Below are 24,486 nucleotides of genomic sequence, written 5' to 3' on the forward strand. Positions count from 1 at the left end.
GAGTGTTTTACACTTAACACTACAGTGATGCATCGTGCAGGTTCGCAACGCAGACAGAGCATGACGTAATATGTGGCAACGAATTTCCAGACTCCCGACCTTCAAGTCGGTTTACATTATTATCTTTCAACGGAAAATTGAGGTTCGCGATGTCTGACGGCATGAAGAATATCAAGGGTTCGTCAGCTGGCGAACAAGGTGCACTCCGCTCAATGCAGGAGGTGGCGATGAACGATCAGGACGCCAGCCTGATGCTGCGGACCTACAACATTGCCTGGTGGGGCAATAACTACTATGACGTCAATGAACTGGGTCATATTAGCGTCTGCCCCGATCCGGATCGTCCGGATGTGCGTGTCGATCTGGCTAAGCTGGTTAAGGAACGCGAGGCCCAGGGCCAACGTCTGCCCGCGCTGTTCTGTTTCCCTCAGATTCTTCAGCATCGCCTGCGCTCAATAAACGCTGCTTTTAAACGCGCACGTGAGTCTTACGGTTATACCGGTGATTACTTCCTGGTGTATCCCATCAAGGTGAACCAGCATAAGCGCGTCATCGAATCCCTGGTCAATTCTGGCGAACCGCTGGGTCTGGAAGCCGGTTCAAAAGCCGAACTGATGGCGGTACTGGCCCATGCCGGTCAGACCCGTTCGGTTATTGTATGTAATGGTTACAAAGATCGTGAATATATTCGTCTGGCGCTGATTGGCGAGAAGATAGGGCACAAGGTTTATCTGGTTCTGGAGAAGATGACCGAAGTGCGCATGGTGCTGGAAGAAGCCGAGCGCCTGAATGTGGTGCCGCGTCTGGGCATTCGTGCACGTCTCGCTTCACAGGGTTCTGGTAAGTGGCAGTCGAGCGGCGGCGAAAAATCTAAATTTGGCCTGTCAGCAACGCAGGTGCTCAAGCTGGTTGAAATCATGCGTGAAGCGGGCCGGATCGACAGCCTGCAGCTGCTGCATTTCCATTTGGGATCGCAGATGTCTAACATTCGCGATATCGCGACCGGGGTGCGTGAGTCTGCGCGCTTCTATGTGGAACTGGCAAAACTCGGTGTCAACATTAAGTGCTTTGACGTTGGCGGCGGCCTGGGCGTTGACTATGAAGGTACCCGTTCACAGTCCGACTGTTCGGTCAATTACGGACTGAATGAATATGCCAATAACGTGATCTGGGGAATTGGCGCAGCCTGTGACGAGCATGGACTTGAGCACCCAACGGTGATTACCGAATCCGGCCGCGCAGTCACGGCTCACCACACGGTGCTGGTATCTAACATCATCGGCGTTGAGCGTAACGAATTCAGTAAGCCAGAAGCGCCAGAGATTGAGGATGCCCCGCGTCCTATCCTGAGCATGTGGGAAACCTGGCAGGAGATGCACGAGCCGGACACGCGTCGTTCGCTGCGTGAATGGCTGCACGACAGCCAGATGGACCTGTTTGATATCCATACAGGCTACTCATCCGGTACCTACAGCCTGAAACAGCGCGCCTGGGCAGAACAGCTTTATCTGAGCATCTGTCACTACATTCAGCAGCATCTTGATCCCAGCAACCGCGCGCACCGTCCGATCATCGACGAGTTGCAGGAGCGCATGGCGGACAAGATCTACGTTAACTTCTCGCTGTTCCAGTCCATGCCGGATGCATGGGGCATCGATCAGCTGTTCCCTGTGCTGCCGCTGGAAGGCCTGAATAAAAAACCGGAACGTCGTGCCGTGCTGCTGGACATCACCTGTGACTCTGACGGTACCATCGATCACTATGTTGATGGTGACGGTATTGCCACAACCATGCCGATGCCGGAGTACGACGTGGACAACCCACCGATGCTTGGCTTCTTTATGGTCGGCGCCTATCAGGAAATCCTGGGTAACATGCATAACCTGTTTGGTGACACCGAAGCGGTTGACGTGTTTGCCTTCCAGAATGGCGAGGTGGAGGTTCAACTGTCGGATGAGGGCGATACCGTGGCCGACATGCTGCAGTATGTTCAGCTCGATCCGAACGAACTGATGACGCTGTTCCGTAAGCAGATTCAGACTTCTGAACTGGATGACGAACTGCGTGAGCAGTTCCTGCAGGAGTTCGAAAGCGGTCTGTATGGCTACACCTATTTAGAAGACGAATAAAGCCCCGCGAAGCGCTTGCAGCGGGTCGGGACATTGTTGATAATCGGCAGCAACCCATCCCTTCCTCGTCGGGCCTAACGACGCGGAGGGGATTTTTTTTATCTCAACCTTCATGGTGCGCGCTCCAGGCCCGCCTCATGCACAGACAGAGGACGACTTATGTACAATACCCTCGGCAATCAGTACGACAATTCACTGGTTTCTAATGCCTTTGGTTTTATGCGTTTTCCGGTTAATTTCCAGCCTTACGACAGCGACGCAGAGTGGGTGATCACCGGGGTGCCCTTTGACGCCGCGACCTCAGGCCGTCCAGGCAGCCGTCTTGGCCCAGGCGCTATCCGCCAGATTTCGACCAATCTCGCCTGGGAAGGCTGCCGCTGGCCGTGGGAGTTTGACCTGCGTCAGCGCCTGAACGTGGTGGACTGCGGCGATCTGGTTTACGCCTTTGGTGATTCACAGGATCTGTCTGACAAGCTGCAGGCCCACGCAGAGAAACTGCTGGCGAACGGCAAACGCATGATGACCTTTGGTGGCGATCACTACGTCACGCTTCCCCTGCTGCGCGCGCATGCGAAGCACTTTGGTAAAATGGCGCTGGTACACTTTGACGCCCATACCGATACCTACTCCAATGGTCCAACGTTTGACCATGGCACCATGTTCTTTACCGCACCGAAAGAGGGGCTCATCGATCCTCAGCACTCGGTGCAAATCGGTATTCGTACCGAATTCGACAAAAGCCTGGGCTTTAACGTGCTGGATGCTGCTCAGGTTAACGACCGCAGCGTGGACGATCTTCTGGCGGAAATTAAGCGCACCGTCGGCGACCTGCCAGTTTATCTGACATTTGATATCGACTGTCTGGATCCTGCGCATGCGCCGGGCACCGGTACGCCGGTCATTGGCGGTTTAACCACAGATAAAGCCACTAAACTGATTCGTGGTTTACAGGGCATGAATATCGTGGGGATGGATCTGGTGGAAGTCGCGCCGGGTTACGATCACGCCGATCTAACGGCACTTGCCGCCGCTACGCTGGCGCTGGACATGTTGCACGTTCAGGCAGCGAATAAAGGCTGATGCGACAGAGGGATAACCTCAGGGTTATCCCTCTGATTCTGACTTACTTGCCGTCTGCGGCGATGCGATCGCGAATATGCTGCGCACGCGCTTCGGAGTCAGGATGCGAGTCAAACATTGAGCTTTGACGGCCCTGTTCCAGTTTTGCCAGTTTTTCAAAGCTGGTTGCCAGCCCGACCGGATCAATACCGCGCTTTTTCAGCAGGTTGTATGAGTAGTCATCAGCCTGAGTCTCCTGCGTCTGCGAGAACTGGGCATTCACTAATTTTTCACCCATATCACCCAACTGCGACTGTGACAGCGAACCAATAATACCGCCAGCCGATGCCGCCGCGGTGCGTGCTGCCGTTGTGGTGAAGGCGACCTGCATCGCTTTGCGCGTATGACCCAGCGCAACGTGGCCCATTTCATGGCCCAGTACCGCCTCGACTTCATTGTCGGTCATCATATCCATCAGTCCGCTGTAAACGCGGATGCAGCCATTGGCCATTGCCCAGGCGTTAACGTCTTTGGTCTGGTAAACCTTGTAGTTAGCCGGGATACCATTGATGTTGTCGCCCAGTGCCGAAGCGATTTTATTCAGCCGTTGCTGGTACTCGCTGTCAGCTGGCGCGACCTGATTTTCTTTGTCCATTTGGGCGCAGGACTGATCGCTAAGCTGCTTAACCTGAGCATCACTCAACGTGTAAGCCTGAAATGCCTGTGCGCCGGATTGCAGCAGACCATTACTATTTACACCCTCACAGCCGCTAAGCAGCGCAACCAGGCCCAGAGCCAGTGCCGTTTTATGAATTTTCATTCTGTCGTCCCATAAGTAACAAGATAAAAAACAAACACCTGAATCCCTACAAGGTGGTTTAACCAACAGGTTATAGTTCGTGATAAACCTTTTTGCTAGCAGACATGACTGGAAAAGCCAGACGAAGCGGGAACATTTAGCGTTTTACGACATTACTTTTGCCCCGTTTTTCATGTACATTGTGGTGAAACTTTTCCCGTGCTTTGCCCGATAGCTGATTAATTACAACAGGTTAAGGCGCAAATCATTAATCCGAACTGGAGTAGAAGATGCCCTCTCGTAAAGATCTTGCCAACGCCATTCGCGCGTTAAGTATGGACGCAGTGCAAAAAGCTAAATCGGGACATCCGGGTGCCCCGATGGGCATGGCGGATATCGCCGAAGTCTTGTGGCGCGGCTATCTCAATCATAACCCAACCAACCCACACTGGGCCGATCGCGACCGTTTTGTTCTGTCCAATGGTCACGGTTCGATGCTGATTTACAGCCTGCTGCACCTTACCGGCTACGATTTACCGATTAGCGAGCTGGAAAACTTCCGTCAGTTGCATTCTAAAACGCCGGGGCACCCTGAATATGGCTATACCGTGGGCGTGGAAACCACGACCGGTCCGCTGGGGCAGGGCATCGCTAACGCCGTAGGTTTTGCCATTGCGGAGCGCACGCTGGCAGCACAGTTCAACCGTCCGGGCCATGAGATCGTAGATCATAATACCTGGGTCTTTATGGGCGACGGCTGCATGATGGAAGGCATCTCACACGAAGTGTGCTCGCTGGCGGGTACGCTGAAGCTGGGCAAGCTGGTGGCATTCTATGATGACAATGGTATCTCCATCGATGGTCATGTTGACGGCTGGTTCACCGATGACACCGCGAAGCGCTTCGAAGCTTACGGCTGGCATGTGGTGCGCGGCGTTGACGGTCACGATGCCGACGCCATCGCGAAAGCCATTGAAGAAGCGAAAGCGGTGAGCGACAAGCCGTCACTGCTGATGTGCAAAACTGTGATCGGTTTTGGTTCACCGAATAAAGCGGGGACCCACGACTCACACGGCGCACCGCTGGGCGATGACGAGATAGCGCTCACCCGCAAACAGTTAGGCTGGGACTATCCGCCTTTCGTTATTCCTTCAGACATTTATGCTGAGTGGGATGCTAAGGAAGTAGGCAAGGCGAAAGAGGATGCGTGGAACACGAAATTCGCGGCCTATGCCAGTGCCTTCCCAGAGCTGGCTGCAGAATTTACGCGCCGCATGAGCAACGAACTGCCGGCTAACTGGCAGCAGGAATCGCAGAAGTTTATCGAGCAGTTACAGGCTAACCCGGCGAAAATCGCCAGCCGTAAAGCCTCACAAAATGCGATCGAAGCCTTTGGTAAAATCCTGCCAGAATATCTGGGCGGTTCGGCTGATCTGGCACCCAGTAACCTCACCATCTGGTCTGGCTCTAAGCCCATCAATGAAGACGCTGCCGGCAACTATATTCACTACGGCGTGCGTGAATTCGGTATGACCGCGATTGCCAACGGTCTGGCGCTGCATGGCGGCTTCCTGCCTTATACCGCGACCTTCCTGATGTTTGTTGAGTATGCACGTAACGCCGCCCGTATGGCCGCGCTGATGAAAATCCGTCAGATTATGGTTTATACCCACGACTCAATTGGCCTGGGCGAAGATGGCCCGACGCACCAGCCGGTAGAGCAGATGGCGAGCCTGCGTACCACACCAAACATGAGCCTGTGGCGTCCGTGTGATCAGGTGGAATCAGCAGTGGCGTGGAAATATGCGATTGAGCGTAAAGATGGTCCAAGCGCACTGATCTTCTCTCGTCAGAATCTGGCGCAGCAGGATCGTACCGCAGAGCAGCTGGCAAACGTGTCCCGCGGCGGTTATGTGCTGAAAGACAGCGCGGGCACGCCAGAGCTGATTCTGATCGCCACCGGTTCAGAAGTTGAACTGGCTGTGGCTGCGTATCAGAAACTGACCGATGAAGGCCGTAAGGTTCGCGTGGTTTCCATGCCATCAACGGATGCGTTCGACAAGCAGTCTGCAGAGTATCGTGAATCTGTCCTGCCGAAGGCCGTTGCCGCTCGCGTTGCTATTGAAGCGGGTATTGCAGACTATTGGTTCAAATATACCGGCCTGAACGGCGCTATCGTCGGCATGACCACCTTTGGTGAGTCAGCGCCTGCTGAGAAGCTGTTTGAAGTCTTCGGCTTCACGGTAGACAACGTAGTAGCGAAAGCAAAAGCGTTGCTGGCCTGACAAAAGGGCGCAGGCGAGTGAAGGCTCGCCTGAACCAGATGAAAGGGGGCCCAGTTTGCCCCCTTATCGACAAAATTATTCCTGTAGTAATAGCGATTTTTTGCGTAATTTTGTGATGTAGATCCAAAAATACGCAGCCCGCTTGATCGCAATCATTCCCGTTATTCCGTCCTTCTATTATCCTAGCTGAACCGTTTCAGTTTAGGCTGCTTTGCCAGCGGTCGGGCTAAGAATCTCCTGTACAAAATGCAGTGAAACGCTCAGGCTATCTGCACCTTTTTTTCAGTCTGGTTTGGCAGGAGAAAGATGACCATTCGGGTAGCGATAAACGGCTTTGGTCGCATTGGGCGCAACGTGTTGCGTGCACTGTATGAAACGGGGCGCCGCGCGGAGATCACAGTGGTGGCAGTTAACGAACTGGCTGAGGCTGCGGGCATGGCGCACCTGCTAAAGTACGATACCAGTCATGGGCGTTTCGCGCTGGATGTGCGTCAGGAGCGTGATCAGCTGTGGGTCGGAGACGATATTATCCGTATCCTGCATCGTGCCGGACTGGACGAACTGCCCTGGGGCGAGCTTAACGTTGACGTGGTGCTGGACTGCACAGGCGTTTACGGTTCCCGTGATGACGGCGAAGCCTATCTGCGTGCAGGAGCGAAGAAAGTGCTGTTTTCCCATCCAGGGGGGAACGATCTTGATGCAACCGTGGTGTACGGCGTTAACGAGCAGGAACTGAAACAAACGGACTGTATTGTCTCTAATGCATCCTGTACCACTAACTGCATTATTCCGGTGATTAAGCTACTGGACGACGCTTTTGGTATCGAGTCGGGGACGGTAACGACTATCCATTCGGCGATGCACGATCAGCAGGTGATTGACGCCTACCACAGCGATCTGCGCCGTACGCGTGCGGCCAGTCAGTCTATCATCCCGGTGGATACCCGGTTGGCGGCAGGCATTGCGCGTATTTTTCCGAAATTTAACGATCGCTTCGAAGCCATCGCGGTTCGCGTACCGACGATCAACGTGACGGCCATTGATCTCAGCGTTTCCGTGCGCCAGCCCGTTCGGGCCTGTGAGGTTAACGCCTTGTTGCAAAGCGCGGCAGAAGGGGCATTTCGTGGTATAGTTGACTATACAGAATTGCCGTTAGTCTCAGTAGATTTCAACCATGATCCGCACAGTGCCATTGTGGACGGTACACAAACGCGGGTCAGCGGTCAGCATCTGATCAAAACCCTGGTCTGGTGTGACAACGAATGGGGCTTTGCTAACCGAATGCTCGACACAACGTTAGCGATGGCCGCAAGCGGTTTCAGGTAAGACGCGGTTTGCGTCTGGCAAAACTTATGAGAATCAACGAGAGGGTTCACCATGTCCGTAATTAAGATGACCGATCTGGATCTTGCTGGCAAACGCGTTTTAATTCGCGCCGATCTCAACGTACCAGTGAAAGAAGGGAAAGTGACGTCAGATGCACGTATTCGTGCTTCACTGCCAACTATCGAAGCGGCGTTGAAACAGGGCGCCAAAGTGATGGTTACCTCTCACCTGGGTCGTCCGACCGAAGGTGAATACAACGAAGAATTCTCACTGCTGCCAGTAGTGAACTACCTGAAAGAGAAACTTAACGGTACTCAGGTTACCCTGGCGAAAGACTACCTCGACGGCGTCGATATCGGCGCGGGCGAACTGGTCGTACTGGAAAACGTTCGCTTCAATAAAGGCGAAAAGAAAGACGACGAAGCGCTGTCTAAGAAATACGCTGCGCTGTGCGACGTCTTTGTTATGGATGCTTTTGGTACCGCGCACCGCGCCCAGGCATCCACGCATGGCGTTGGCAAATTTGCCCCTGTCGCCTGTGCTGGCCCGCTGCTGTCAGCTGAGCTGGAAGCGCTGGGTAAAGTGATGAAGAACCCTGAGCGCCCGCTGGTGGCTGTGGTCGGTGGTTCTAAGGTTTCAACCAAATTTGACGTGCTGCAGTCGCTGGTGAAGATTGCCGATACCGTGATTGTCGGCGGCGGCATCGCCAACACCTTTGTCGCTATCGACAACAACGTGGGCAAATCGCTGTATGAGCCAGACTTCGTTGACGCGGCCAAAGGCCTGCGCGATCAGTACGGCATTCCTGTTCCAACCGATTCACGTGTTGGCACGGAATTCTCTGAAACTGCCCCGGCAACCGTGAAAAAGGTTTCGGAAGTCGCAGATAACGAAGAGATTATGGACTTCGGTGATGAAACCGCTCAGGCCATGGCGACCATCCTGAAGAATGCCAAAACCATTCTGTGGAACGGCCCGGTGGGCGTGTTTGAATTCCCGAACTTCCGCAAAGGCACCGAGATTGTGGCTAACGCCATTGCAGACAGCGAAGCATTCTCAGTGGCGGGCGGCGGTGATACGCTGGCGGCTATCGACCTGTTCGGTATCGAAGACAAAATCTCCTACATCTCTACCGGCGGCGGTGCCTTCCTGGAGTTCGTGGAAGGCAAAAAACTGCCTGCCGTAGCCATGCTGGAAGAGCGTGCGAAGCAGTAATCCTTTGGGGGCGGTGCCCTACGGCATCGCCTGAAAACTCGCCCGAAACCGGGCGTTTAAATCGCTGTCCCCGTATCGGGGATAACCGGTCACGAAACAGGACACAATCATGTCTAAAATTTTTGATTTCGTAAAACCCGGCGTTGTCACTGGTGATGACGTTCAGAAGATCTTCAAAGTAGCGAAAGAGAACAAATTCGCTCTGCCTGCGGTCAACTGTGTCGGCACCGACTCCATTAACGCTGTACTGGAAGCCGCGGCGAAAGTAAAAGCGCCGGTTATCGTACAGTTCTCCAACGGTGGTGCTGCATTCATCGCCGGTAAAGGTTTTAAAACAGACAAGCCACAGGGCGCAGCGATTTTCGGTGCCATCTCTGGCGCACACCACGTGCATCTGATGGCTGAGCAGTACGGCGTGCCGGTTATCCTGCATACCGACCACTGCGCCAAGAAACTGCTGCCGTGGATCGACGGTCTGCTGGACGCGGGCGAAGAGCACTTCAAGAAAACCGGTAAGCCGCTGTTCTCTTCTCACATGATCGACCTGTCCGAAGAGTCACTGGAAGAAAACATCGAAATCAGCAGCAAATACCTGGCGCGCATGGCGAAAATCGACATGACCCTGGAAATTGAGCTGGGCTGCACCGGTGGTGAAGAAGATGGCGTAGATAACAGCCATATGGATGCTTCAGCGCTTTACACTCAGCCAGAAGACGTAAACTACGCGTACGAAAAACTGAATGCGATCAGCCCGCGCTTCACCATTGCGGCCTCTTTCGGTAACGTGCACGGCGTTTACAAGCCAGGCAACGTTAAACTGACCCCAACCATTCTGCGTGATTCACAGAAATATGTCTGTGAAAAACACGGTCTGCCGCACAACGCGCTGGATTTCGTATTCCACGGTGGTTCAGGTTCATCTGCTGCAGAAATCGAAGAGTCTATCAGCTACGGCGTGATCAAGATGAATATCGATACCGATACTCAATGGGCAACCTGGGACGGCATCCTGCAGTACTACAAAAAGAACGAAGGCTATCTTCAGGCGCAGCTGGGTAACCCAGAAGGCGCAGACAAGCCTAACAAGAAATACTATGACCCACGTGTATGGCTGCGCTCTGCCCAGGCATCCATGGTGGTGCGTCTGGAGCAGGCGTTCAAAGAACTCAACGCCGTTGACGTTCTGTAAGCATCACGCTGCTGGCGTCTGAGTTCGAGAGAACGGCAGACGAACGACTCAGTCCCGATCGTCCGATCGGGACTTTTTTTTATCCTTTCTGCTCACGCTCAGTTTCATTTCTTTTTGTCGGGCGACACATTCTGACGTGCTGTCACAACCTCACTGCAGCGCGCGCTGTATCCTGTGTGTGGCTTAACAGGTGAGGGCAATCGTATGGCCGTCAAACGCATTGTGGCGAATATTCGGGCCGGAAATATGGAAGAAGCAGAACGCTTTTACAGTGACATTCTCGATCTGAAACTGGCGATGGATCATGACCTGGGCCGCGGATAACACGATGGTGCCGCAGGTCAGTATTGCGCGGGAAGGCGGCGCCGGCACAGCTGTTCCGGATTTATCCATTGAGGTTGATAATCTTGATGAGGTGTATCAACGCGTTGTCGCTGCGAGGCTGCCGGTCGACTATGCGCTTACAGAAGAAGCGTGGGGCGTGCGTCGTTTTTATGTCCGTGATCCGTTTGGCAGGCTGATTAATATACTCAGCCATGTGCCCTGAACAAACATCGTGCGCGGAGGCCGGCGTGCTGATGCGTAAGTGTGCAAAACCGCCTTCCCGTATCACTCAGTTTGGCGTCTGGCTAAATAATTGATTACCCTTAACCATTGGGTGTCGGATTACATCTGGCAGTTTTTTGTCTTTCCCCACAGGGGAACTATCGACAGGGCTTACAAATGGAAGACTTGAATGTTGTTAATGGCATTAACAGTGCCGGGGGCTGGCTGGTACACAACCAGGCGCTGATTCTGAGTTATGCCGTCAATATCGTCGCGGCAATTGCCATTATCATTGTCGGCATGATCATCGCCAGGGTGATTTCTAACACGGTTAATCGCCTGCTGCTCGCGCGCCATATTGACGCCACCGTAGCCGATTTCCTTTCCGCCCTGGTGCGCTATGGCGTTATCGCCTTCACGGTCATTGCTGCGCTGGGTCGTGTCGGCGTGCAGACGGCATCGGTTATCGCCGTGCTGGGTGCCGCCGGTCTGGCAGTAGGTTTAGCCCTGCAAGGCTCGCTCTCCAATCTGGCGGCTGGCGTCCTCCTGGTCACCTTCCGTCCTTTCCGCACCGGTGAGTTTGTCGATTTGGGCGGCGTAATGGGCACCGTGCTCAATGTGCAAATTTTCTCGACCACCCTGAAATCTGCCGATGGCAAAATCGTTGTGGTGCCAAATGGTAAAATCATCAGTGGCAATATCATCAACTTCTCGCGCGAGCCAGTGCGCCGGAATGAATTCATTATCGGCGTTGCCTACGAAGCCGATGTGGATGAGGTGATTGCCCTGTTGCGCGGCGTCGTTGAGGCCGATCAGCGCGTACTTAAAGAACGTGGCATCCAGATTGGCCTGAATGAATTAGGGGCGTCATCGCTTAACTTCGTGGTGCGTTGCTGGAGTAACAGCAGCGATCTGCAGGACGTTTACTGGGACTTACTGAAAAACTTTAAACGTGCGCTGGACAGCAAAGGTATTGGCATCCCTTATCCACAAATGGATGTGCACCTGCACCAGGTTCAACAACCTGAAAGCGAGACGACCGCAACGCAGTAATGTTAATGGGCGGCAGCGGTCGCCCATTAATTTTGTTAATAGCAGATTAATTTTTTCAATTTCCGCTAATCAGACTCGCTCTTTATAATCCCTGCATCTCGCCGATGTAAGGAATGTCATCCAGTGTTAACCATTTACTTTCAAGGGCTTGCTCTTGGGGCTGCGCTTATCCTGCCGTTAGGCCCACAAAACGCCTTCGTGCTGAACCAGGGGGTAAAGCGCCAGTATCATTTGATGACTGCGGCGCTTTGTGCGTTAAGCGATATCGCATTGATCTGTGCAGGCATTTTTGGCGGCAGTGCGCTCCTGAATCAGTCTCCCTTACTGCTGATGCTGATTACTTGTGCCGGGGTTGCCTTTCTGCTCTGGTTCGGTTGGGGAGCCTTACGCACGGCATTTAGCCGTAACATTGAACTGGCATCGGGTAGCCACGCAACGCAGAGCAGAAAACGAATTATCGCGACGATGTTGGCGGTGACCTGGCTGAATCCGCATGTTTATCTTGATACCTTTGTTGTGCTGGGAAGCCTGGGCGGGCAGTTACCCGGAACGGTTGCGCGACAGTGGTTTGCGCTGGGGGCCATCAGCGCCTCGGTGCTGTGGTTTTTCGGTCTGGCGCTGCTGGCGGCCTGGCTTGCGCCTCTACTGCAAACGGCGCGCGCTCAACGCATCATCAATCTGCTGGTCGGTGCGGTCATGTGGTTTATTGCGTTTCAGCTTGCCCGGCAGGTCATCACGGGATTTTGAGTAAAAGCTATACGAAAACGGGTTATTGAGGCCAGTCTGCCGAACTTTTGCCATAATCTTCACTCCAAACAACGCGTAATATGATGCGCTTGTGGGCTTCATGTACTGGGAGCCATCGAACTGACCTTTTCAAGGAGGACTTTCATGAAACTGAAAGCATTGGCGCTTGCCGCGATGATGAGTGCAGGGGCATTGCCTTTGAGCGTACAGGCTGACGAACTGCCGAACGGACCCCATGTTGTTACGTCAGGTAAGGCAACTGTAGATGCCCGCCCGGATATCGCGACGCTGTCAATTGTGGTGAATGTCTCATCGAAAGATGCCGCAGAGGCAAAAAAGCAGGTCGATAGCCGCGTAGCGCAATATTTTGATTTCCTGCAAAAAAACGGTATTGAGAAAAAGGATATCGAAGCCGCGAACCTGACGACGCAGCCAGAATATGATTACACCAAAGACGGTAAGTCACAGCTCAAAGGCTACCGTGCGGTGCGTCAGGTTCAGGTCACCGTACGTCAGCTGGACAAACTTAACGATCTGCTTGATGGTGCGCTGAAGTCAGGTCTGAATGAAGTGCGTAGCGTTGAACTGGGCGTCGCTAATCCTGAGAGCTACAAGCAGCAGGCACGTCAGGCCGCAATCAAAAATGCGACCCAACAGGCGGCTGAACTGGCTGAAGGTTTTAATGCCAAACTGGGCCCGATCTACAGCATTCGTTATCAGGTGGCAAACTATCAGCCAATGCCAATGAACCGCATGTTTAAAGCCGCGGCTGTGGCAGATACTTCTGCACAGGAAACCTACGATCAGCAAAGCATCAACTTTGATGACCAGGTGGATGTGGTTTTTGAGATGAAACCAAATACGGCACAGTAAGCCTTTATTGGTATTGTGGTTAAGCCATCAGGGGCAATTTTTGCCAGGCGGTCCTCGCGCCGCTGACGCGGTTCCTTCACATCGCTCATCAACCTGACGGACCGGCGCAGACGGCACATCCCTGTGCCGTCTGCGCCTTTTACCCGCATCCTTGCGGGTAAATCCTGGTTGATTCCCTCTGCTCAGCGCTGCGTATTGCCTTCTAAAAAATGCCCCTGACGGCCATTAACGCCGTGCCGCTTTCACAAGTGCACCTTCTCACCGCAACGCCCAAATTTTGCTGCGGCAAAGGGCGATTATTCCGCCGTATCCTGACGTAGCACCCGATGGCCATGCGCAATCAGCGCATCCGTTACCCGACGCATCAGGCGGCTTTCAGGTGCAAAGCGGTGCCAGTACAGCATCCGACGTTGATACAGCCCCGGCGTGAGGTCGATTAGCTCGCCACTCGCCAGTTCGCGTTCAATCTGCAGATGAGGGATCATACAGCAGGTCGAGCCCTGCCGGGCCATTTGCACAAACGCTTCGGACGAGTTGACGATGTGGCAGGGAACGCTACCCGGTGATAAATCAAAATTCTGCTGCAAAAAGGCCTGATGCATATCATCCAGGTGATCAAATGCCACGGCTGGCGCTTTAAGCAGGGCGGAACGCGTTACACCGTTGGGGAAAAAGCGCTCTGCAAAATCCTTTGACGCCACAAACAAATAATCCAGCGCACCCAGTTGATCCACCAGACAGCTGGGTAGCGGCTGCGGTTGAATACTGACTGCGCCAACCACTTCGCCTCGTCTCAGACGCTCTTGAGTGCGGGTTTCATCCTCAACCTGAAGGTTCAGGCGTACAGGTGAATCGGCCAGTACGTCTTTTAATGCCGGTAACAGCCACGTTGCCAGACTGTCGGCGTTGACCGCCAGCGACAGCAGTAGCGGCGTCGTGCCGCTGTTCTCATCGCCCAGCCACTCTTCCTCCAGTAACTCAACCTGGTGCAGAAGGGCGAGCAGCTTTTGCCCTTGTTCAGTGGGACGAGGCGGTACCGTACGAACTAATAACGGCTGACCAAACAGATTTTCCAACTGTTTAATGCGTTGCGAGACGGCAGACTGCGTAATGCAAAGTTTTTGTGCGGCACGTTCAAATCCGCGTTCACGTATCACTGCGTCCAGCGCCTGAAGCGTTCTGTAGTCCGGGCGTTTCATTATTTTTCTCTCTCCTTCAGGATGGACGTTACTATGCCACAAATACTCCAACGGAAATGTCAGCGATATTTTTGTGGGCTGGCTTCCAAAGCATTAAATCCGCCCAATGCATCCGAGCATTTTCAGCAAGCCTTGCTTTATACTACGCGCATTTCCTTATCGCACAGGTTCTAAACATATCATGACCCAGGATGAACTGAAAAAAGCTGTTGGTTGGGCCGCACTGGATTATGTGCAGCCCGGTACTGTCGTCGGCGTCGGTACGGGTTCTACGGCCGCTCACTTTATTGATGCGCTCGGCAGCATTAAACATCAGATTGAGGGGGCCGTATCCAGTTCCGAAGCGTCGACGCAAAAGCTAAAAAGCCTGGGCATTCAGGTGTTTGATTTGAACGAGATTGATGATCTGGCCATCTATGTCGACGGTGCCGATGAAATTAACCCACAAATGCAGATGATCAAAGGGGGCGGTGCTGCCTTAACTCGCGAGAAAATCGTCGCGGCGGTTGCCAAAAAGTTTATCTGCATCGCCGACGCATCCAAAGAAGTGGACGTGCTTGGACGCTTCCCGTTGCCGGTTGAAGTTATCCCGATGGCGCGAAGCTATGTCGCGCGTGAACTGGTGAAGCTGGGCGGTTTGCCGGAATATCGTCAGAATGTGGTGACTGACAACGGTAATATCATTCTTGATGTGCACAATCTGCGTATTCTCGATCCCATCGAGCTGGAAAAAACGATTAATGCCCTGCCTGGCGTCGTCACTGTGGGGCTGTTCGCCACGCGTGGCGCAGATGTCGCATTGATTGGCGGACCTGACGGTGTCAAAACCCTCAAAAAATAAAGTACGGGCGCGCAACAGGGCGCCCGCTTTTTTTGATTTAAAAAAACTTTTCTCACCAGGCTGAAATTTGGTGACTTATGTCACATAACCGTCATCGGCAGCGGGTTCGTTCTTCTCGATGCGGCCAACCCACGATTTTGTCTGGCAAAGTACGCCCTCTGAGCCCTGCCATGCTGGCGGTCAGGCAATCGTTTGTATTGCCGCAGGCGATTTTTTTGATATTTTGACAGACGGCTGACTGCGTTCAGTCCTCGTTGAATTCTGAATAGGGTTGGGAAATGGCAAAGGTATCACTGGAAAAAGACAAAATTAAGTTCCTGCTGGTGGAAGGTGTCCATCAGAGCGCGCTGGAAAATCTTCGTGCTGCAGGTTACACCAATATTGAATTCCACAAAGGCGCACTGGATGCCGAGGCGTTAAAAGCTTCCGCTCGCGATGCGCATTTTATCGGTATCCGTTCCCGTTCCCAACTGACCGAAGAGATTTTTGCTGCTGCAGAAAAACTGGTAGCGGTGGGCTGTTTCTGTATCGGAACGAATCAGGTTGATTTAAATGCCGCAGCGAAACGCGGTATCCCGGTTTTTAACGCACCTTTCTCAAATACGCGCTCTGTGGCCGAGCTGGTTATTGGCGAGATGCTGCTGATGCTGCGCGGTGTTCCGGAAGCGAATGCCAAAGCGCACCGTGGTATCTGGAATAAAATCGCCAAGGGCTCTTTTGAAGCGCGCGGTAAAAAGCTGGGTATCATTGGCTATGGCCATATCGGTATGCAACTGGGCGTGCTGGCAGAAAGTCTGGGCATGCACGTTTACTTCTATGATATCGAAAACAAGCTGCCGTTGGGCAACGCATCACAGGTTCGTAGCCTGACGCAGCTGCTAAATATGAGTGACGTTGTCAGCCTGCATGTCCCGGAAACCGCCTCTACGCAAAATATGATTTCTGCCAATGAGCTGGCGCAGATGAAGCCTGGCGGCCTGCTGATAAACGCCTCACGCGGCACCGTGGTAGATATTCCTGCACTGTGCGAAGCGCTGGCCAGCAAGCAGGTTGGTGGCGCTGCGATTGATGTGTTCCCTGTAGAGCCGGCGACCAACAGCGATCCGTTTGTTTCCCCACTGAGCGAATTCGACAACGTTATCCTGACGCCGCACATCGGGGGATCGACGGAAGAAGCGCAGGAGAATATCGGGATTGAAGTCGCGGGCAAGCTGGCGAAATATTCGGATAACGGTTCAACGCTGTCCGCCGTCAATTTCCCGGAAGTGTCATTGCCGATGCACGGCATTAGCGCCAGTCGTCTGCTGCATATTCACGAAAACCGTCCGGGCGTACTCACCGCGATCAACCAGATTTTCGCTGAACAAGGCATCAACATTGCCGCTCAGTACCTGCAAACCTCTCCGATGATGGGTTATGTGGTCATCGACATTGATGCTGAGCACGAACTGGCAGAGAAAGCTCTGCAGCTGATGAAGGCGATTCCGGGAACGATTCGCGCCCGCCTGCTTTACTGATCCCACGCTGTCACCTACCCGGGCACACAAGCATGCCCGGGTTTATTCATCCCATAGCCACAGTTTTGATGGCGTCAGCACGGCCGGCAAAGGAATGTCCCACGCCGCTGTAGGCAGCGCGTCAACCCGCTGACAGTCATGAGCGATACCCACCGGTAAAAACCCATGCTGTTTCCAGTTCTGTAAGGTGCGATCGTAGAAGCCGCCCCCCATTCCTAAACGCTGTCCGGCGCGATCAAACGCCACCAGCGGTACCATCATTACATCCAGTTCATCCAGCGTGATCAGATGGCGGATATCCAGTGGGGGTTCGGGAATGCGCAGTTTATTTTGGATTAACTGTGTTTCTGGCGTATAGCGCAGAAAAAGCAGATGGCCCGCTGCGAAGGGGTGCAGAACCGGCAGGTAAACCCGTTTGTTTTGCTGCCACAGCCTGGCGATAAGCGGTCGTGTATTGATTTCGCCATCAACAGACAAAAACAGTGCCACGTTGTTGGCATCGGCCAGTGGTGCAAAGTTGATCGCATGTTGGGCGAGTTGTTCGGCTGCCGCATGTTGCTGCTCAGCGCTCAGAGCGCGACGTAGGTGGCGAACGTGCTGACGGATGTCCTGACGCAGTACTAAAGAGGGTGCTGACATGGTGTCCCCCAGACAAAGTCGCTTAAGCGACGCATTATATCATGCCTGGTGGGAGGTAATGCAGTACGACCAGAAAGGAGATCTCCGAGATGCCGCCGTAGGCTGTAACCCTTGAACCCTTGGTTCAAGGTGAACATGCCGTCGCAACCATCAGGCTTCTCGGACGGACCGAGCATGCTCACAGGTTGCGGAGCGTCACATTCTGTTGGTATGAAATATCGGCTCAGGGGACTGGCCCACTTGCAAACATCTCAGAGAAAATTGACTTCACCGTTAGTGTAGCACACTGACCATGAAGTGTTATTCGAACTTCGCATCCTGGCGGTCGGTTATGCGACCTTGCTCAACTAAAGCCTGTTCAATGGTCTGCTGTAACATACGGATTCGTTGTTCCATGTTAGCAGCATAGTCACGCGTCTTACCTTTCTCTTGTGCCAGTTCATGGCAAATGTTTAACGCGGCAATGAACACCAGTTGCTCTGTATTTGTGACTCTAGTGCGAACTTTTAAATCTTGCAACCGTTGATTGAGATCTTCTGCCGCCGCGTTCAGCGCATCTTGCTGTTCAGGCGGACAATTCACTCTCAAAGAACGACCAAAAATTTGTAAATCTACCGGTTGTGCAGACATGCCACCTTCCTGACTGATTACCTGGCTCGCCATTCCCCTTAGCCTTCAATGGCCTGGGAGGCGGGCAACTATATAGACCTGAGAAATAAGATACAACCCCTTTTCTGGAAACCTTGAGGCAGCTAGTGGTAGCATACCACGAACTCTTACAGCCAACGACGATGAAAAATGATGTCTTCACAGAACGCAACCCCCGATTACAACGCGCTGGCGGCGGCGCTCTCACAGCATGGCGTGGGCATGACGCCTGCGGAAATGCACGGCTTACTCAGCGGCATCTTATGTGGCGGTAACGCGGATAACAGCTGGAAAACGCTGGTCCACGATCTTGCGAACGAAGGCATGGCTTTTTCGCAGACGCTGTCCCTGCCACTGCAGTCTTTGCATGAAAGCATTGCGACTGCGCTAGAGGACGATGGCTTCCTTTTTCAACTGATGCTGCCCGCCGATGATGACATTACGGTGTTTGATCGCGCTGATGCACTGGCGGGCTGGGTAAACCATTTTTTACTCGGTCTGGGCGTAACCCAGCCTAAACTGGATAAGGTCACCGGTGAAACGGGCGAGGCCATTGACGATCTGCGCACGATTGCTCAGTTGGGCTACGACGAAGACGAAGATCAGGAAGAATTAGAGCAGTCGCTGGAAGAGGTGATTGAGTACGTTCGTGTTGCAGCACTACTTTGCCACGACACTTTCACTCGTCCGCAACCGACTGCGCCAGAAGTACAAAAGCCAACGCTACACTAAGCCAGCTATCTGAGTTTAACAGGGAGTGCAGACATGATTTCACTGGAAAATTTTCAGCAGCGCCGTCAGGCGCTGCTGGCGAAAATGGTTCCGGGCAGCGCAGCGTTAATTTTTGCCGCGCCTGAAGTAACGCGCAGTAATGATAGCGAATATCCGTTTCGTCAGAACAGCGACTTCTGGTACTTCACGGGGTTCAATGAGCCTCAGGCGTTACTGGTGCTGATCAAAAGTGATGAGAACCACAATCACAGTGTGCTGTTTAATCGTGTTCGCGACCTGACTGCAGAAATCTGGTTTGGCCGCCGTCTGGGACAGGATGCGGCGCCCGCTAAGCTCGGCGTGGATCGGGCCCTGCCCTGGAACGATATTGGTGAACAACTCCACCTGCTGCTGAACGGCCTGGATGAGGTTTACCATGCGCAGGGCCAATATGCTGAAGCCGATAAACTGGTGTTCGGTGCGCTGGATAAACTGCGGCAGGGTTTTCGCCAGAATCTCAGCGCGCCTGCCAGCCTGACAGACTGGCGTCCCTGGGTGCATGAGATGCGCCTGTTCAAAAGTCCGGAAGAGATTGCCATTCTGCGCCGTGCGGGTGAGATCAGTGCGCTGGCGCATACGCGCGCAATGCAGGCCTGCCGTCCGGGACTGTACGAATATCATCTGGAAGGGGAAATTCATCATGAATTTAACCGCCACGGTGCGCGATTCCCGTCTTACAACACGATTGTGGGTTCCGGCGAAAACGGCTGCATTCTGCACTACACCGAAAACGAGTGTGAGATGCAGGACGGTGATCTGGTGCTTATCGATGCCGGATGTGAATGGCAGGGCTATGCGGGTGACATTACCCGGACGTTCCCGGTTAACGGTAAATTCACTCAGCCGCAGCGGGCGGTGTACAACATCGTACTCAAATCACTGGAAACGGCACTGTCCCGATTCCGCCCTGGCGTTAGCATCCGCGAGGTTAATGATGACGTCGTGCGCATTATGGTCACTGGACTGGTTGAGTTGGGGATAATGCAGGGCGAGGTCGATACGCTGATCGCTGAAGATGCCCATCGTAAATTCTTTATGCATGGTCTGGGCCACTGGTTGGGTCTGGATGTCCACGATGTGGGGCACTACGGCACACCAAGCCGCGATCGTATCCTGGAGCCGGGCATGGTTATCACCGTCGAACCGGGGTTGTATATCGCGCCCGATGCTGACGTCCCTGTGGAATACCGCGGTATCGGCATCCGCATCGAGGATGACATTGTGATTACCGAAACCGGTATTGAGAACCTCACCGACAGCGTCGTGAAAGATCCTGATGCAATTGAAGCGCTGATGGCGGCGGCACGCGCGTTATGACCATTCTTATCGCCGGTGGAGGAATGACTGGCGCCACACTGGCGCTGGCCATCGCGCATCTGACACAGGGTAAACTGCCCGTGACGCTGATTGAAAGCAGCGAGCCTGGCAGCCGTGCGCATCCGGGCTATGACGGCCGGGCGATTGCGCTGTCTGCCGGAACCTGCCAGCAGCTTGCTGATATCAATCTCTGGCAGCGGATTTCCCCCTGTGCCACACCGATTACCACTATTCACGTATCCGATCGCGGCCATGCCGGTTTCGTGTCACTCGCCGCCAGCGATTATGCGATTCCCGCGCTGGGGCAGGTGGTTGAATTATTCGACGTAGGGCAAAGCCTGTTCACACAGTTAAAACAGGCACCCGGCGTCACACTGCGCTGTCCCGCGCGCGTCACTCAGGTGGCCCGAACCCAGGAAAGCGTTCGGGTCACGCTTGATAATGATGAACAGCTGGAAGGCGACGTGCTGGTAGCCGCTGATGGCACCCGTTCAGCCGTTGCGGCCGCCTGCGGCATGCAGTGGCACACCGAGCCCTATCAGCAGTTAGCGCTTATTGCCAACGTCACCAGTGAGCTTCCCCATCAGGGCCGGGCTTTTGAACGCTTTACCGAGTTTGGCCCGTTGGCGCTGTTGCCAATGTCAGATAATCGCCTCTCGCTGGTGTGGTGCCATCCGCTGGATCAGCGCCCGCAGGTCGAAAGCTGGAGTGACGAGGCGTTTCTCAGCCAGCTTCAGCGCGCGTTTGGCTGGCGACTGGGCAAATTTATCCATACCGGTAAGCGTGACGTTTATCCGTTAGCGCTGCAGCAGGCCGATTCGGTGGTTTCCCATCGCGTCGTTACGGTTGGTAACGCGGCACAGACGCTGCATCCTATTGCCGGTCAGGGGTTCAATCTTGGCCTGCGTGACGTGATGTCGCTTGCAGAAACCCTGGCAACCGCGCACCGACAGCAGCAGGACCCTGGCAGCTATGCGGTCCTGCAACATTACCGCCAACGTCGCCAGCAGGATCGGGCCATTACCGTGGGCATCACTGACGGCCTGGTGCGTATGTTTGCCAACCGCCATGCGCCGCTGGTCGTCGGGCGCAACCTTGGCCTGCTGGCAATGGATCACCTGCCATGGCTGAGAAATCTTCTGGCCGAGCGTACGCTCGGCTGGGTTAAGCGTTAACTGAGAGGCACTGATGCAAACTTACGATGTAGTGGTCGCCGGTGGCGGTATGGTGGGTCTGGCAGTAGCCTGCGGTCTGCAAGGGAGCGGATTACGCATTGCCGTGCTGGAGCAGTCTGCCGGGCCGCAATTTGATGCAGGCGCATCGCCGTCCGTACGCGTATCCGCAATTAACGCGGCCAGTGAACGTCTTTTGCAGAAGCTGGACGTCTGGTCAACGATTCTGTCGCTCCGTGCCAGCCCTTATCAGGCAATGGAGGTCTGGGATCGCGACAGCTTCGGTGCGATCGCATTTGACGGTGAGCAGCAGGGCCTGACGCATCTTGGGCACATCATCGAAAACCCTGTGATCCACAGCGCCTTATGGCAGCGCGCCAGCCAGTGCAGTGATGTTACGCTGCTGCCTGCTTCCCAACTGCAGCAGGTGGCCTTTGGCGATAATGAAGCCTTTATTACGCTGCAGGATGGCAGCATGATGAGTGCGCGGCTAATGGTGGCGGCGGACGGGGCCAACTCCTGGTTGCGTAACAAAGCCGATATTCCCCTGACGTTCTGGGATTACGATCATCATGCGCTGGTCGGGAATATTCGCACGGCGCTGCCACACGACGGCGTAGCGCGCCAGGTTTTTCACGGCGATGGCATTCTGGCTTTCCTGCCGATGCAGGATCCCCATCTCTGTTCTATCGTCTGGTCTCTTTCTCCTCAGGAAGCCAGCCGTCTCGAAACCATGCCGGAGGCGCTGTTTAATCAACAACTGTCGGTCGCGTTCGATATGCGCCTGGGGCTGTGCCAGCTGGAAGGCGAGCGCAAGTGTTTCCCGCTCACGGCACGCTATGCACGTAACTTTGCCGCTCACCGGCTGGCGCTGGTGGGCGATGCGGCACATACCATTCATCCGCTGGCAGGACAGGGCGTCAACCTGGGTTTCATGGATGCTGCTGAGCTGATTGGCGAAATCCGCCGCCTGCACCAGCAGGGCAAAGATATCGGCGAGCACCTTTATCTGCGCCGCTACGAGCGCAGTCGCAAACACAGCGCTGCCATGATGCTTGCCGGAATGCAGGGTTTTCGTGAACTGTTTGCAGGCAATCATCCAGCCAAAAAGCTGTTTCGCGATCTGGGCCTGAAACTGGCTGATAACCTGCCGGGCGTGAAGCCGGTAATGCTGCGTCAGGCCATGGGCCTGAACGATATGCCAGCATGGCTGCGGTAACGCCGCTCACCCGCAAAAAGCCAGCATAATTGCTGGCTTTTTTTATGCTCACCCTCCGCTGCACCGTAAAAATGCAGGGCTGCACTCTGACTGCGCATCGTTTGATTTATTCTAATTTTGCGTGAAGTTTCGCATTACTTTTTTTTATCCATGGCTGTTTTCGACCCGCTATTTTTTTAACATCCTGCTGGACTGTGCGCATAAATTTGCTGTTAATAAATCACTATGGCGTATTTATTGCGTGGTTAATCACAAAATTATAGTTTTTTATCCTGATTAACCCGGGGCCTGGTTAGGCTGTGCCACGTCTTTCGACCTCGCTTTGCTTATGGTTAATCGCCTGATTCGGTGGTAACGTCAAGGCAAAGAGAACGTTTGCGTCGGCTACATGGCGCGTGGTTTCAAACTCACTCGTTTCTGCACAGGATAGTTATGACTCAGCACACACCTTTGTTTGAACAGCACCAGGCAAATGGCGCGCGGATGGTGGATTTCCACGGTTGGATGATGCCGTTGCACTATGGCTCTCAGATGGATGAGCATCATGCCGTGCGCAGCGACGCGGGCATGTTCGATGTTTCGCACATGACCATTGTGGATTTAAAAGGTGAGCGCACGCGCGAGTTTTTGCGCTTCCTGCTGGCAAACGACGTCGCCAAACTGACTCAGCCGGGCAAAGCCCTGTATACCGGCATGCTGAATGCTTCCGCTGGCGTAATTGACGATTTAATTGTTTATTTTATGGACGAGACGTTTTTTCGTCTGGTGGTCAACTCCGCGACGCGTGAAAAGGATCTGGCCTGGATCGGCGAGCATGCACAGGGTTACGGCGTCGCGTTAACAGAACGCGACGATCTCGCACTCATTGCTGTACAGGGCCCGCAGGCGCAGCAAAAAGCCCAAACCTTATTCAGTGACGCACAGCGTCAGGCTGTAGAGGGCATGAAGCCGTTCTTCGGCGTGCAGGCCGGTGAACTGTTCATTGCCACAACCGGTTATACCGGCGAAGCGGGCTATGAAATTGCGCTGCCTGCCGCCGATGCCGTCGGATTCTGGCAGCGTTTGTTGAGTGCGGGCGTCAAACCCGCCGGGCTGGGCGCACGCGACACCTTGCGTCTGGAAGCGGGTATGAATCTTTACGGTCAGGAAATGGACGAGAGCGTATCGCCGCTGGTGGCCAATATGGGCTGGACCATTAGCTGGGAACCTGGCGACCGCCACTTTATCGGACGTGAAGCGCTGGAAAGCCAGCGAGAAAAGGGCACTGAAAAACTGGTTGGGCTGATCCTCACGGAAAAAGGCGTTCTGCGTAACGGGTTGCCGGTGCGTTTTACCGATCAGCAGGGTCAGTTGCAGCAGGGGGTGATCACCAGCGGTTCCTTCTCACCGACGTTGGGTTACAGCATTGCACTGGCCCGCGTGCCGGCAGGGATTGGGGAAAACGCGATTGTTGAGATCCGTAACCGTGAAATGCCTGTGAAAGTCACTAAACCAATTTTCGTTCGCGCCGGAAAACCGGTTGCGCAGTAAAACATAATTACAGGAGAAAGGGCGATGAGCAATGTGCCAGTGGAGTTGAAGTACCGCGACAGTCACGAATGGCTGCGCAAAAACGCGGACGGTACCTATACCGTTGGTATCACCGAACATGCGCAGGAGTTGCTGGGCGATATGGTGTTTGTTGACCTGCCTGAGGTCGGTGCCACTTTCTCTGCCGGAGAAGAGTGCGCAGTTGCGGAATCGGTCAAAGCCGCTTCAGACATTTACGCGCCCATCAGCGGTGAAATCGTTGCCGTCAACGACGCCCTTAACGATTCCCCTGAACAGGTTAACAGCGAGCCTTATGACGGCGGCTGGTTATTCCAGATTAAGGCCAGCGATGAGTCAGAAATCGACTCGCTGCTGGATGCGGATGCTTATAAAGCCTCCATTGACGAGTAAT

General features: G+C 54.1%; 22 protein-coding genes and 1 other RNA gene. 18 read left to right on the plus strand and 5 right to left on the minus strand.

Features of this window, described 5'->3' with window-relative positions; translation table 11 throughout:
- Positions 1-149 precede the first annotated feature (149 nt).
- Positions 150-2,129 carry a biosynthetic arginine decarboxylase gene (gene speA / locus PAGR_RS04475; protein ID WP_014594507.1) on the plus strand — a complete coding sequence of 660 codons (1,980 nt, stop codon included), beginning with the start codon at positions 150-152 and terminating at the stop codon, positions 2,127-2,129.
- Positions 2,130-2,288: 159 nt separating this feature from the next.
- Entirely contained in the window at positions 2,289-3,209 is a 921-nt protein-coding gene (gene speB, locus PAGR_RS04480) for an agmatinase (RefSeq protein WP_013027079.1), read from the plus strand.
- 43 nt (positions 3,210-3,252) lie between these two features.
- Here the strand turns inward: speB and loiP are convergent, their stop codons facing one another.
- Complete coding sequence (gene loiP / locus PAGR_RS04485) at positions 3,253-4,008, minus strand: metalloprotease LoiP (RefSeq protein WP_014605118.1); 756 nt, start codon at positions 4,006-4,008, stop codon at positions 3,253-3,255.
- Between the two features lie 269 nt (positions 4,009-4,277).
- Between loiP and tkt the strand changes: the two genes are divergently transcribed.
- The 8 genes from tkt to PAGR_RS04525 all read left to right on the plus strand — a co-directional run bounded on the left by tkt (position 4,278) and on the right by PAGR_RS04525 (position 13,221).
- Positions 4,278-6,272 carry a transketolase gene (gene tkt, locus PAGR_RS04490; protein WP_014605119.1) on the plus strand — a complete coding sequence of 665 codons (1,995 nt, stop codon included), beginning with the start codon at positions 4,278-4,280 and terminating at the stop codon, positions 6,270-6,272.
- A 306-nt stretch (positions 6,273-6,578) separates the two neighbouring features.
- Entirely contained in the window at positions 6,579-7,598 is a 1,020-nt protein-coding gene (gene epd, locus PAGR_RS04495; protein ID WP_014605120.1) for an erythrose-4-phosphate dehydrogenase, read from the plus strand.
- A gap of 51 nt (positions 7,599-7,649) precedes the next feature.
- Positions 7,650-8,813 (plus strand): phosphoglycerate kinase, encoded by a 1,164-nt coding sequence (pgk, locus tag PAGR_RS04500; protein WP_013027075.1) that lies wholly within the window; start codon positions 7,650-7,652, stop codon positions 8,811-8,813.
- Positions 8,814-8,922: 109 nt separating this feature from the next.
- On the plus strand, positions 8,923-10,002 hold the full coding sequence (fbaA, locus tag PAGR_RS04505) for a class II fructose-bisphosphate aldolase (RefSeq protein WP_013027074.1): 1,080 nt from the start codon (positions 8,923-8,925) through the stop codon (positions 10,000-10,002).
- Positions 10,003-10,306: 304 nt separating this feature from the next.
- Complete coding sequence (locus tag PAGR_RS04510) at positions 10,307-10,549, plus strand: VOC family protein (protein WP_231963249.1); 243 nt, start codon at positions 10,307-10,309, stop codon at positions 10,547-10,549.
- A 176-nt stretch (positions 10,550-10,725) separates the two neighbouring features.
- Complete coding sequence (gene mscS / locus PAGR_RS04515; RefSeq protein WP_014594505.1) at positions 10,726-11,601, plus strand: small-conductance mechanosensitive channel MscS; 876 nt, start codon at positions 10,726-10,728, stop codon at positions 11,599-11,601.
- 123 nt (positions 11,602-11,724) lie between these two features.
- Positions 11,725-12,348, plus strand: a complete 624-nt coding sequence (argO, locus tag PAGR_RS04520) for an arginine exporter ArgO (RefSeq protein WP_014605121.1) — start codon at positions 11,725-11,727, stop codon at positions 12,346-12,348.
- Between the two features lie 144 nt (positions 12,349-12,492).
- Positions 12,493-13,221 (plus strand): oxidative stress defense protein, encoded by a 729-nt coding sequence (locus PAGR_RS04525; RefSeq protein ID WP_013027070.1) that lies wholly within the window; start codon positions 12,493-12,495, stop codon positions 13,219-13,221.
- Between the two features lie 296 nt (positions 13,222-13,517).
- On the opposite strand, the gene PAGR_RS04530 is transcribed toward PAGR_RS04525, so the two are convergent.
- Positions 13,518-14,420, minus strand: coding sequence for a LysR family transcriptional regulator ArgP (locus PAGR_RS04530; RefSeq protein WP_014594503.1), 903 nt, complete (start codon positions 14,418-14,420; stop codon positions 13,518-13,520).
- Positions 14,421-14,601: 181 nt separating this feature from the next.
- Here PAGR_RS04530 and rpiA point away from each other — a divergent pair, with 181 nt between their 5' ends.
- Both rpiA and serA read left to right on the plus strand, forming a co-directional pair.
- A complete protein-coding gene (gene rpiA / locus PAGR_RS04535) occupies positions 14,602-15,261 on the plus strand; it encodes a ribose-5-phosphate isomerase RpiA (RefSeq protein ID WP_014605122.1) in 660 nt (219 codons plus the stop codon).
- 278 nt (positions 15,262-15,539) lie between these two features.
- Positions 15,540-16,778, plus strand: a complete 1,239-nt coding sequence (gene serA, locus PAGR_RS04540) for a phosphoglycerate dehydrogenase (RefSeq protein WP_013027067.1) — start codon at positions 15,540-15,542, stop codon at positions 16,776-16,778.
- Between the two features lie 42 nt (positions 16,779-16,820).
- Here the strand turns inward: serA and PAGR_RS04545 are convergent, their stop codons facing one another.
- From PAGR_RS04545 to zapA, 3 genes are all read right to left on the minus strand, one after another.
- A complete protein-coding gene (locus PAGR_RS04545) occupies positions 16,821-17,417 on the minus strand; it encodes a 5-formyltetrahydrofolate cyclo-ligase (protein ID WP_013027066.1) in 597 nt (198 codons plus the stop codon).
- A gap of 77 nt (positions 17,418-17,494) precedes the next feature.
- Positions 17,495-17,678, minus strand: a non-coding RNA gene (ssrS, locus tag PAGR_RS22970) — 6S RNA.
- A 39-nt stretch (positions 17,679-17,717) separates the two neighbouring features.
- Positions 17,718-18,047 (minus strand): cell division protein ZapA, encoded by a 330-nt coding sequence (zapA, locus tag PAGR_RS04550; protein WP_015699590.1) that lies wholly within the window; start codon positions 18,045-18,047, stop codon positions 17,718-17,720.
- Positions 18,048-18,218: 171 nt separating this feature from the next.
- On the opposite strand from zapA, the gene PAGR_RS04555 reads away from it, so the two are divergent.
- From PAGR_RS04555 to gcvH, 6 genes are all read left to right on the plus strand, one after another.
- Complete coding sequence (locus tag PAGR_RS04555) at positions 18,219-18,797, plus strand: YecA/YgfB family protein (protein WP_024471434.1); 579 nt, start codon at positions 18,219-18,221, stop codon at positions 18,795-18,797.
- 33 nt (positions 18,798-18,830) lie between these two features.
- On the plus strand, positions 18,831-20,153 hold the full coding sequence (gene pepP / locus PAGR_RS04560; RefSeq protein ID WP_014605123.1) for a Xaa-Pro aminopeptidase: 1,323 nt from the start codon (positions 18,831-18,833) through the stop codon (positions 20,151-20,153).
- Positions 20,150-21,328, plus strand: a complete 1,179-nt coding sequence (gene ubiH / locus PAGR_RS04565) for a 2-octaprenyl-6-methoxyphenyl hydroxylase (RefSeq protein WP_014605124.1) — start codon at positions 20,150-20,152, stop codon at positions 21,326-21,328. The genes pepP and ubiH overlap by 4 nt, the downstream gene beginning before the upstream one ends.
- Positions 21,329-21,341: 13 nt before the next feature.
- Positions 21,342-22,544, plus strand: coding sequence for an FAD-dependent 2-octaprenylphenol hydroxylase (ubiI, locus tag PAGR_RS04570; RefSeq protein WP_014605125.1), 1,203 nt, complete (start codon positions 21,342-21,344; stop codon positions 22,542-22,544).
- A 432-nt stretch (positions 22,545-22,976) separates the two neighbouring features.
- Complete coding sequence (gcvT, locus tag PAGR_RS04575) at positions 22,977-24,074, plus strand: glycine cleavage system aminomethyltransferase GcvT (RefSeq protein WP_014605126.1); 1,098 nt, start codon at positions 22,977-22,979, stop codon at positions 24,072-24,074.
- A 24-nt stretch (positions 24,075-24,098) separates the two neighbouring features.
- Entirely contained in the window at positions 24,099-24,485 is a 387-nt protein-coding gene (gene gcvH / locus PAGR_RS04580; RefSeq protein WP_014594498.1) for a glycine cleavage system protein GcvH, read from the plus strand.
- Position 24,486: the final 1 nt, after the last annotated feature.

Origin of the sequence: Pantoea ananatis PA13 (assembly GCF_000233595.1) — a bacterium.
GTDB classification, from domain to species: domain Bacteria; phylum Pseudomonadota; class Gammaproteobacteria; order Enterobacterales; family Enterobacteriaceae; genus Pantoea; species Pantoea ananatis.

Bases quoted from the DNA above. Each gene is read 5' to 3' on its own strand.
- speA (WP_014594507.1), top strand. From the start codon at position 150: ATGTCTGACGGCATGAAGAATATCAAGGGTTCGTCAGCTGGCGAACAA.
- speB (WP_013027079.1), top strand. From the start codon at position 2,289: ATGTACAATACCCTCGGCAATCAGTACGACAATTCACTGGTTTCTAAT.
- loiP (WP_014605118.1), bottom strand. From the start codon at position 4,008: ATGAAAATTCATAAAACGGCACTGGCTCTGGGCCTGGTTGCGCTGCTT.
- tkt (WP_014605119.1), top strand. From the start codon at position 4,278: ATGCCCTCTCGTAAAGATCTTGCCAACGCCATTCGCGCGTTAAGTATG.
- epd (WP_014605120.1), top strand. From the start codon at position 6,579: ATGACCATTCGGGTAGCGATAAACGGCTTTGGTCGCATTGGGCGCAAC.
- pgk (WP_013027075.1), top strand. From the start codon at position 7,650: ATGTCCGTAATTAAGATGACCGATCTGGATCTTGCTGGCAAACGCGTT.
- fbaA (WP_013027074.1), top strand. From the start codon at position 8,923: ATGTCTAAAATTTTTGATTTCGTAAAACCCGGCGTTGTCACTGGTGAT.
- PAGR_RS04510 (WP_231963249.1), top strand. From the start codon at position 10,307: ATGACCTGGGCCGCGGATAACACGATGGTGCCGCAGGTCAGTATTGCG.
- mscS (WP_014594505.1), top strand. From the start codon at position 10,726: ATGGAAGACTTGAATGTTGTTAATGGCATTAACAGTGCCGGGGGCTGG.
- PAGR_RS04525 (WP_013027070.1), top strand. From the start codon at position 12,493: ATGAAACTGAAAGCATTGGCGCTTGCCGCGATGATGAGTGCAGGGGCA.
- PAGR_RS04530 (WP_014594503.1), bottom strand. From the start codon at position 14,420: ATGAAACGCCCGGACTACAGAACGCTTCAGGCGCTGGACGCAGTGATA.
- rpiA (WP_014605122.1), top strand. From the start codon at position 14,602: ATGACCCAGGATGAACTGAAAAAAGCTGTTGGTTGGGCCGCACTGGAT.
- serA (WP_013027067.1), top strand. From the start codon at position 15,540: ATGGCAAAGGTATCACTGGAAAAAGACAAAATTAAGTTCCTGCTGGTG.
- PAGR_RS04545 (WP_013027066.1), bottom strand. From the start codon at position 17,417: ATGTCAGCACCCTCTTTAGTACTGCGTCAGGACATCCGTCAGCACGTT.
- zapA (WP_015699590.1), bottom strand. From the start codon at position 18,047: ATGTCTGCACAACCGGTAGATTTACAAATTTTTGGTCGTTCTTTGAGA.
- PAGR_RS04555 (WP_024471434.1), top strand. From the start codon at position 18,219: ATGTCTTCACAGAACGCAACCCCCGATTACAACGCGCTGGCGGCGGCG.
- pepP (WP_014605123.1), top strand. From the start codon at position 18,831: ATGATTTCACTGGAAAATTTTCAGCAGCGCCGTCAGGCGCTGCTGGCG.
- ubiH (WP_014605124.1), top strand. From the start codon at position 20,150: ATGACCATTCTTATCGCCGGTGGAGGAATGACTGGCGCCACACTGGCG.
- ubiI (WP_014605125.1), top strand. From the start codon at position 21,342: ATGCAAACTTACGATGTAGTGGTCGCCGGTGGCGGTATGGTGGGTCTG.
- gcvT (WP_014605126.1), top strand. From the start codon at position 22,977: ATGACTCAGCACACACCTTTGTTTGAACAGCACCAGGCAAATGGCGCG.
- gcvH (WP_014594498.1), top strand. From the start codon at position 24,099: ATGAGCAATGTGCCAGTGGAGTTGAAGTACCGCGACAGTCACGAATGG.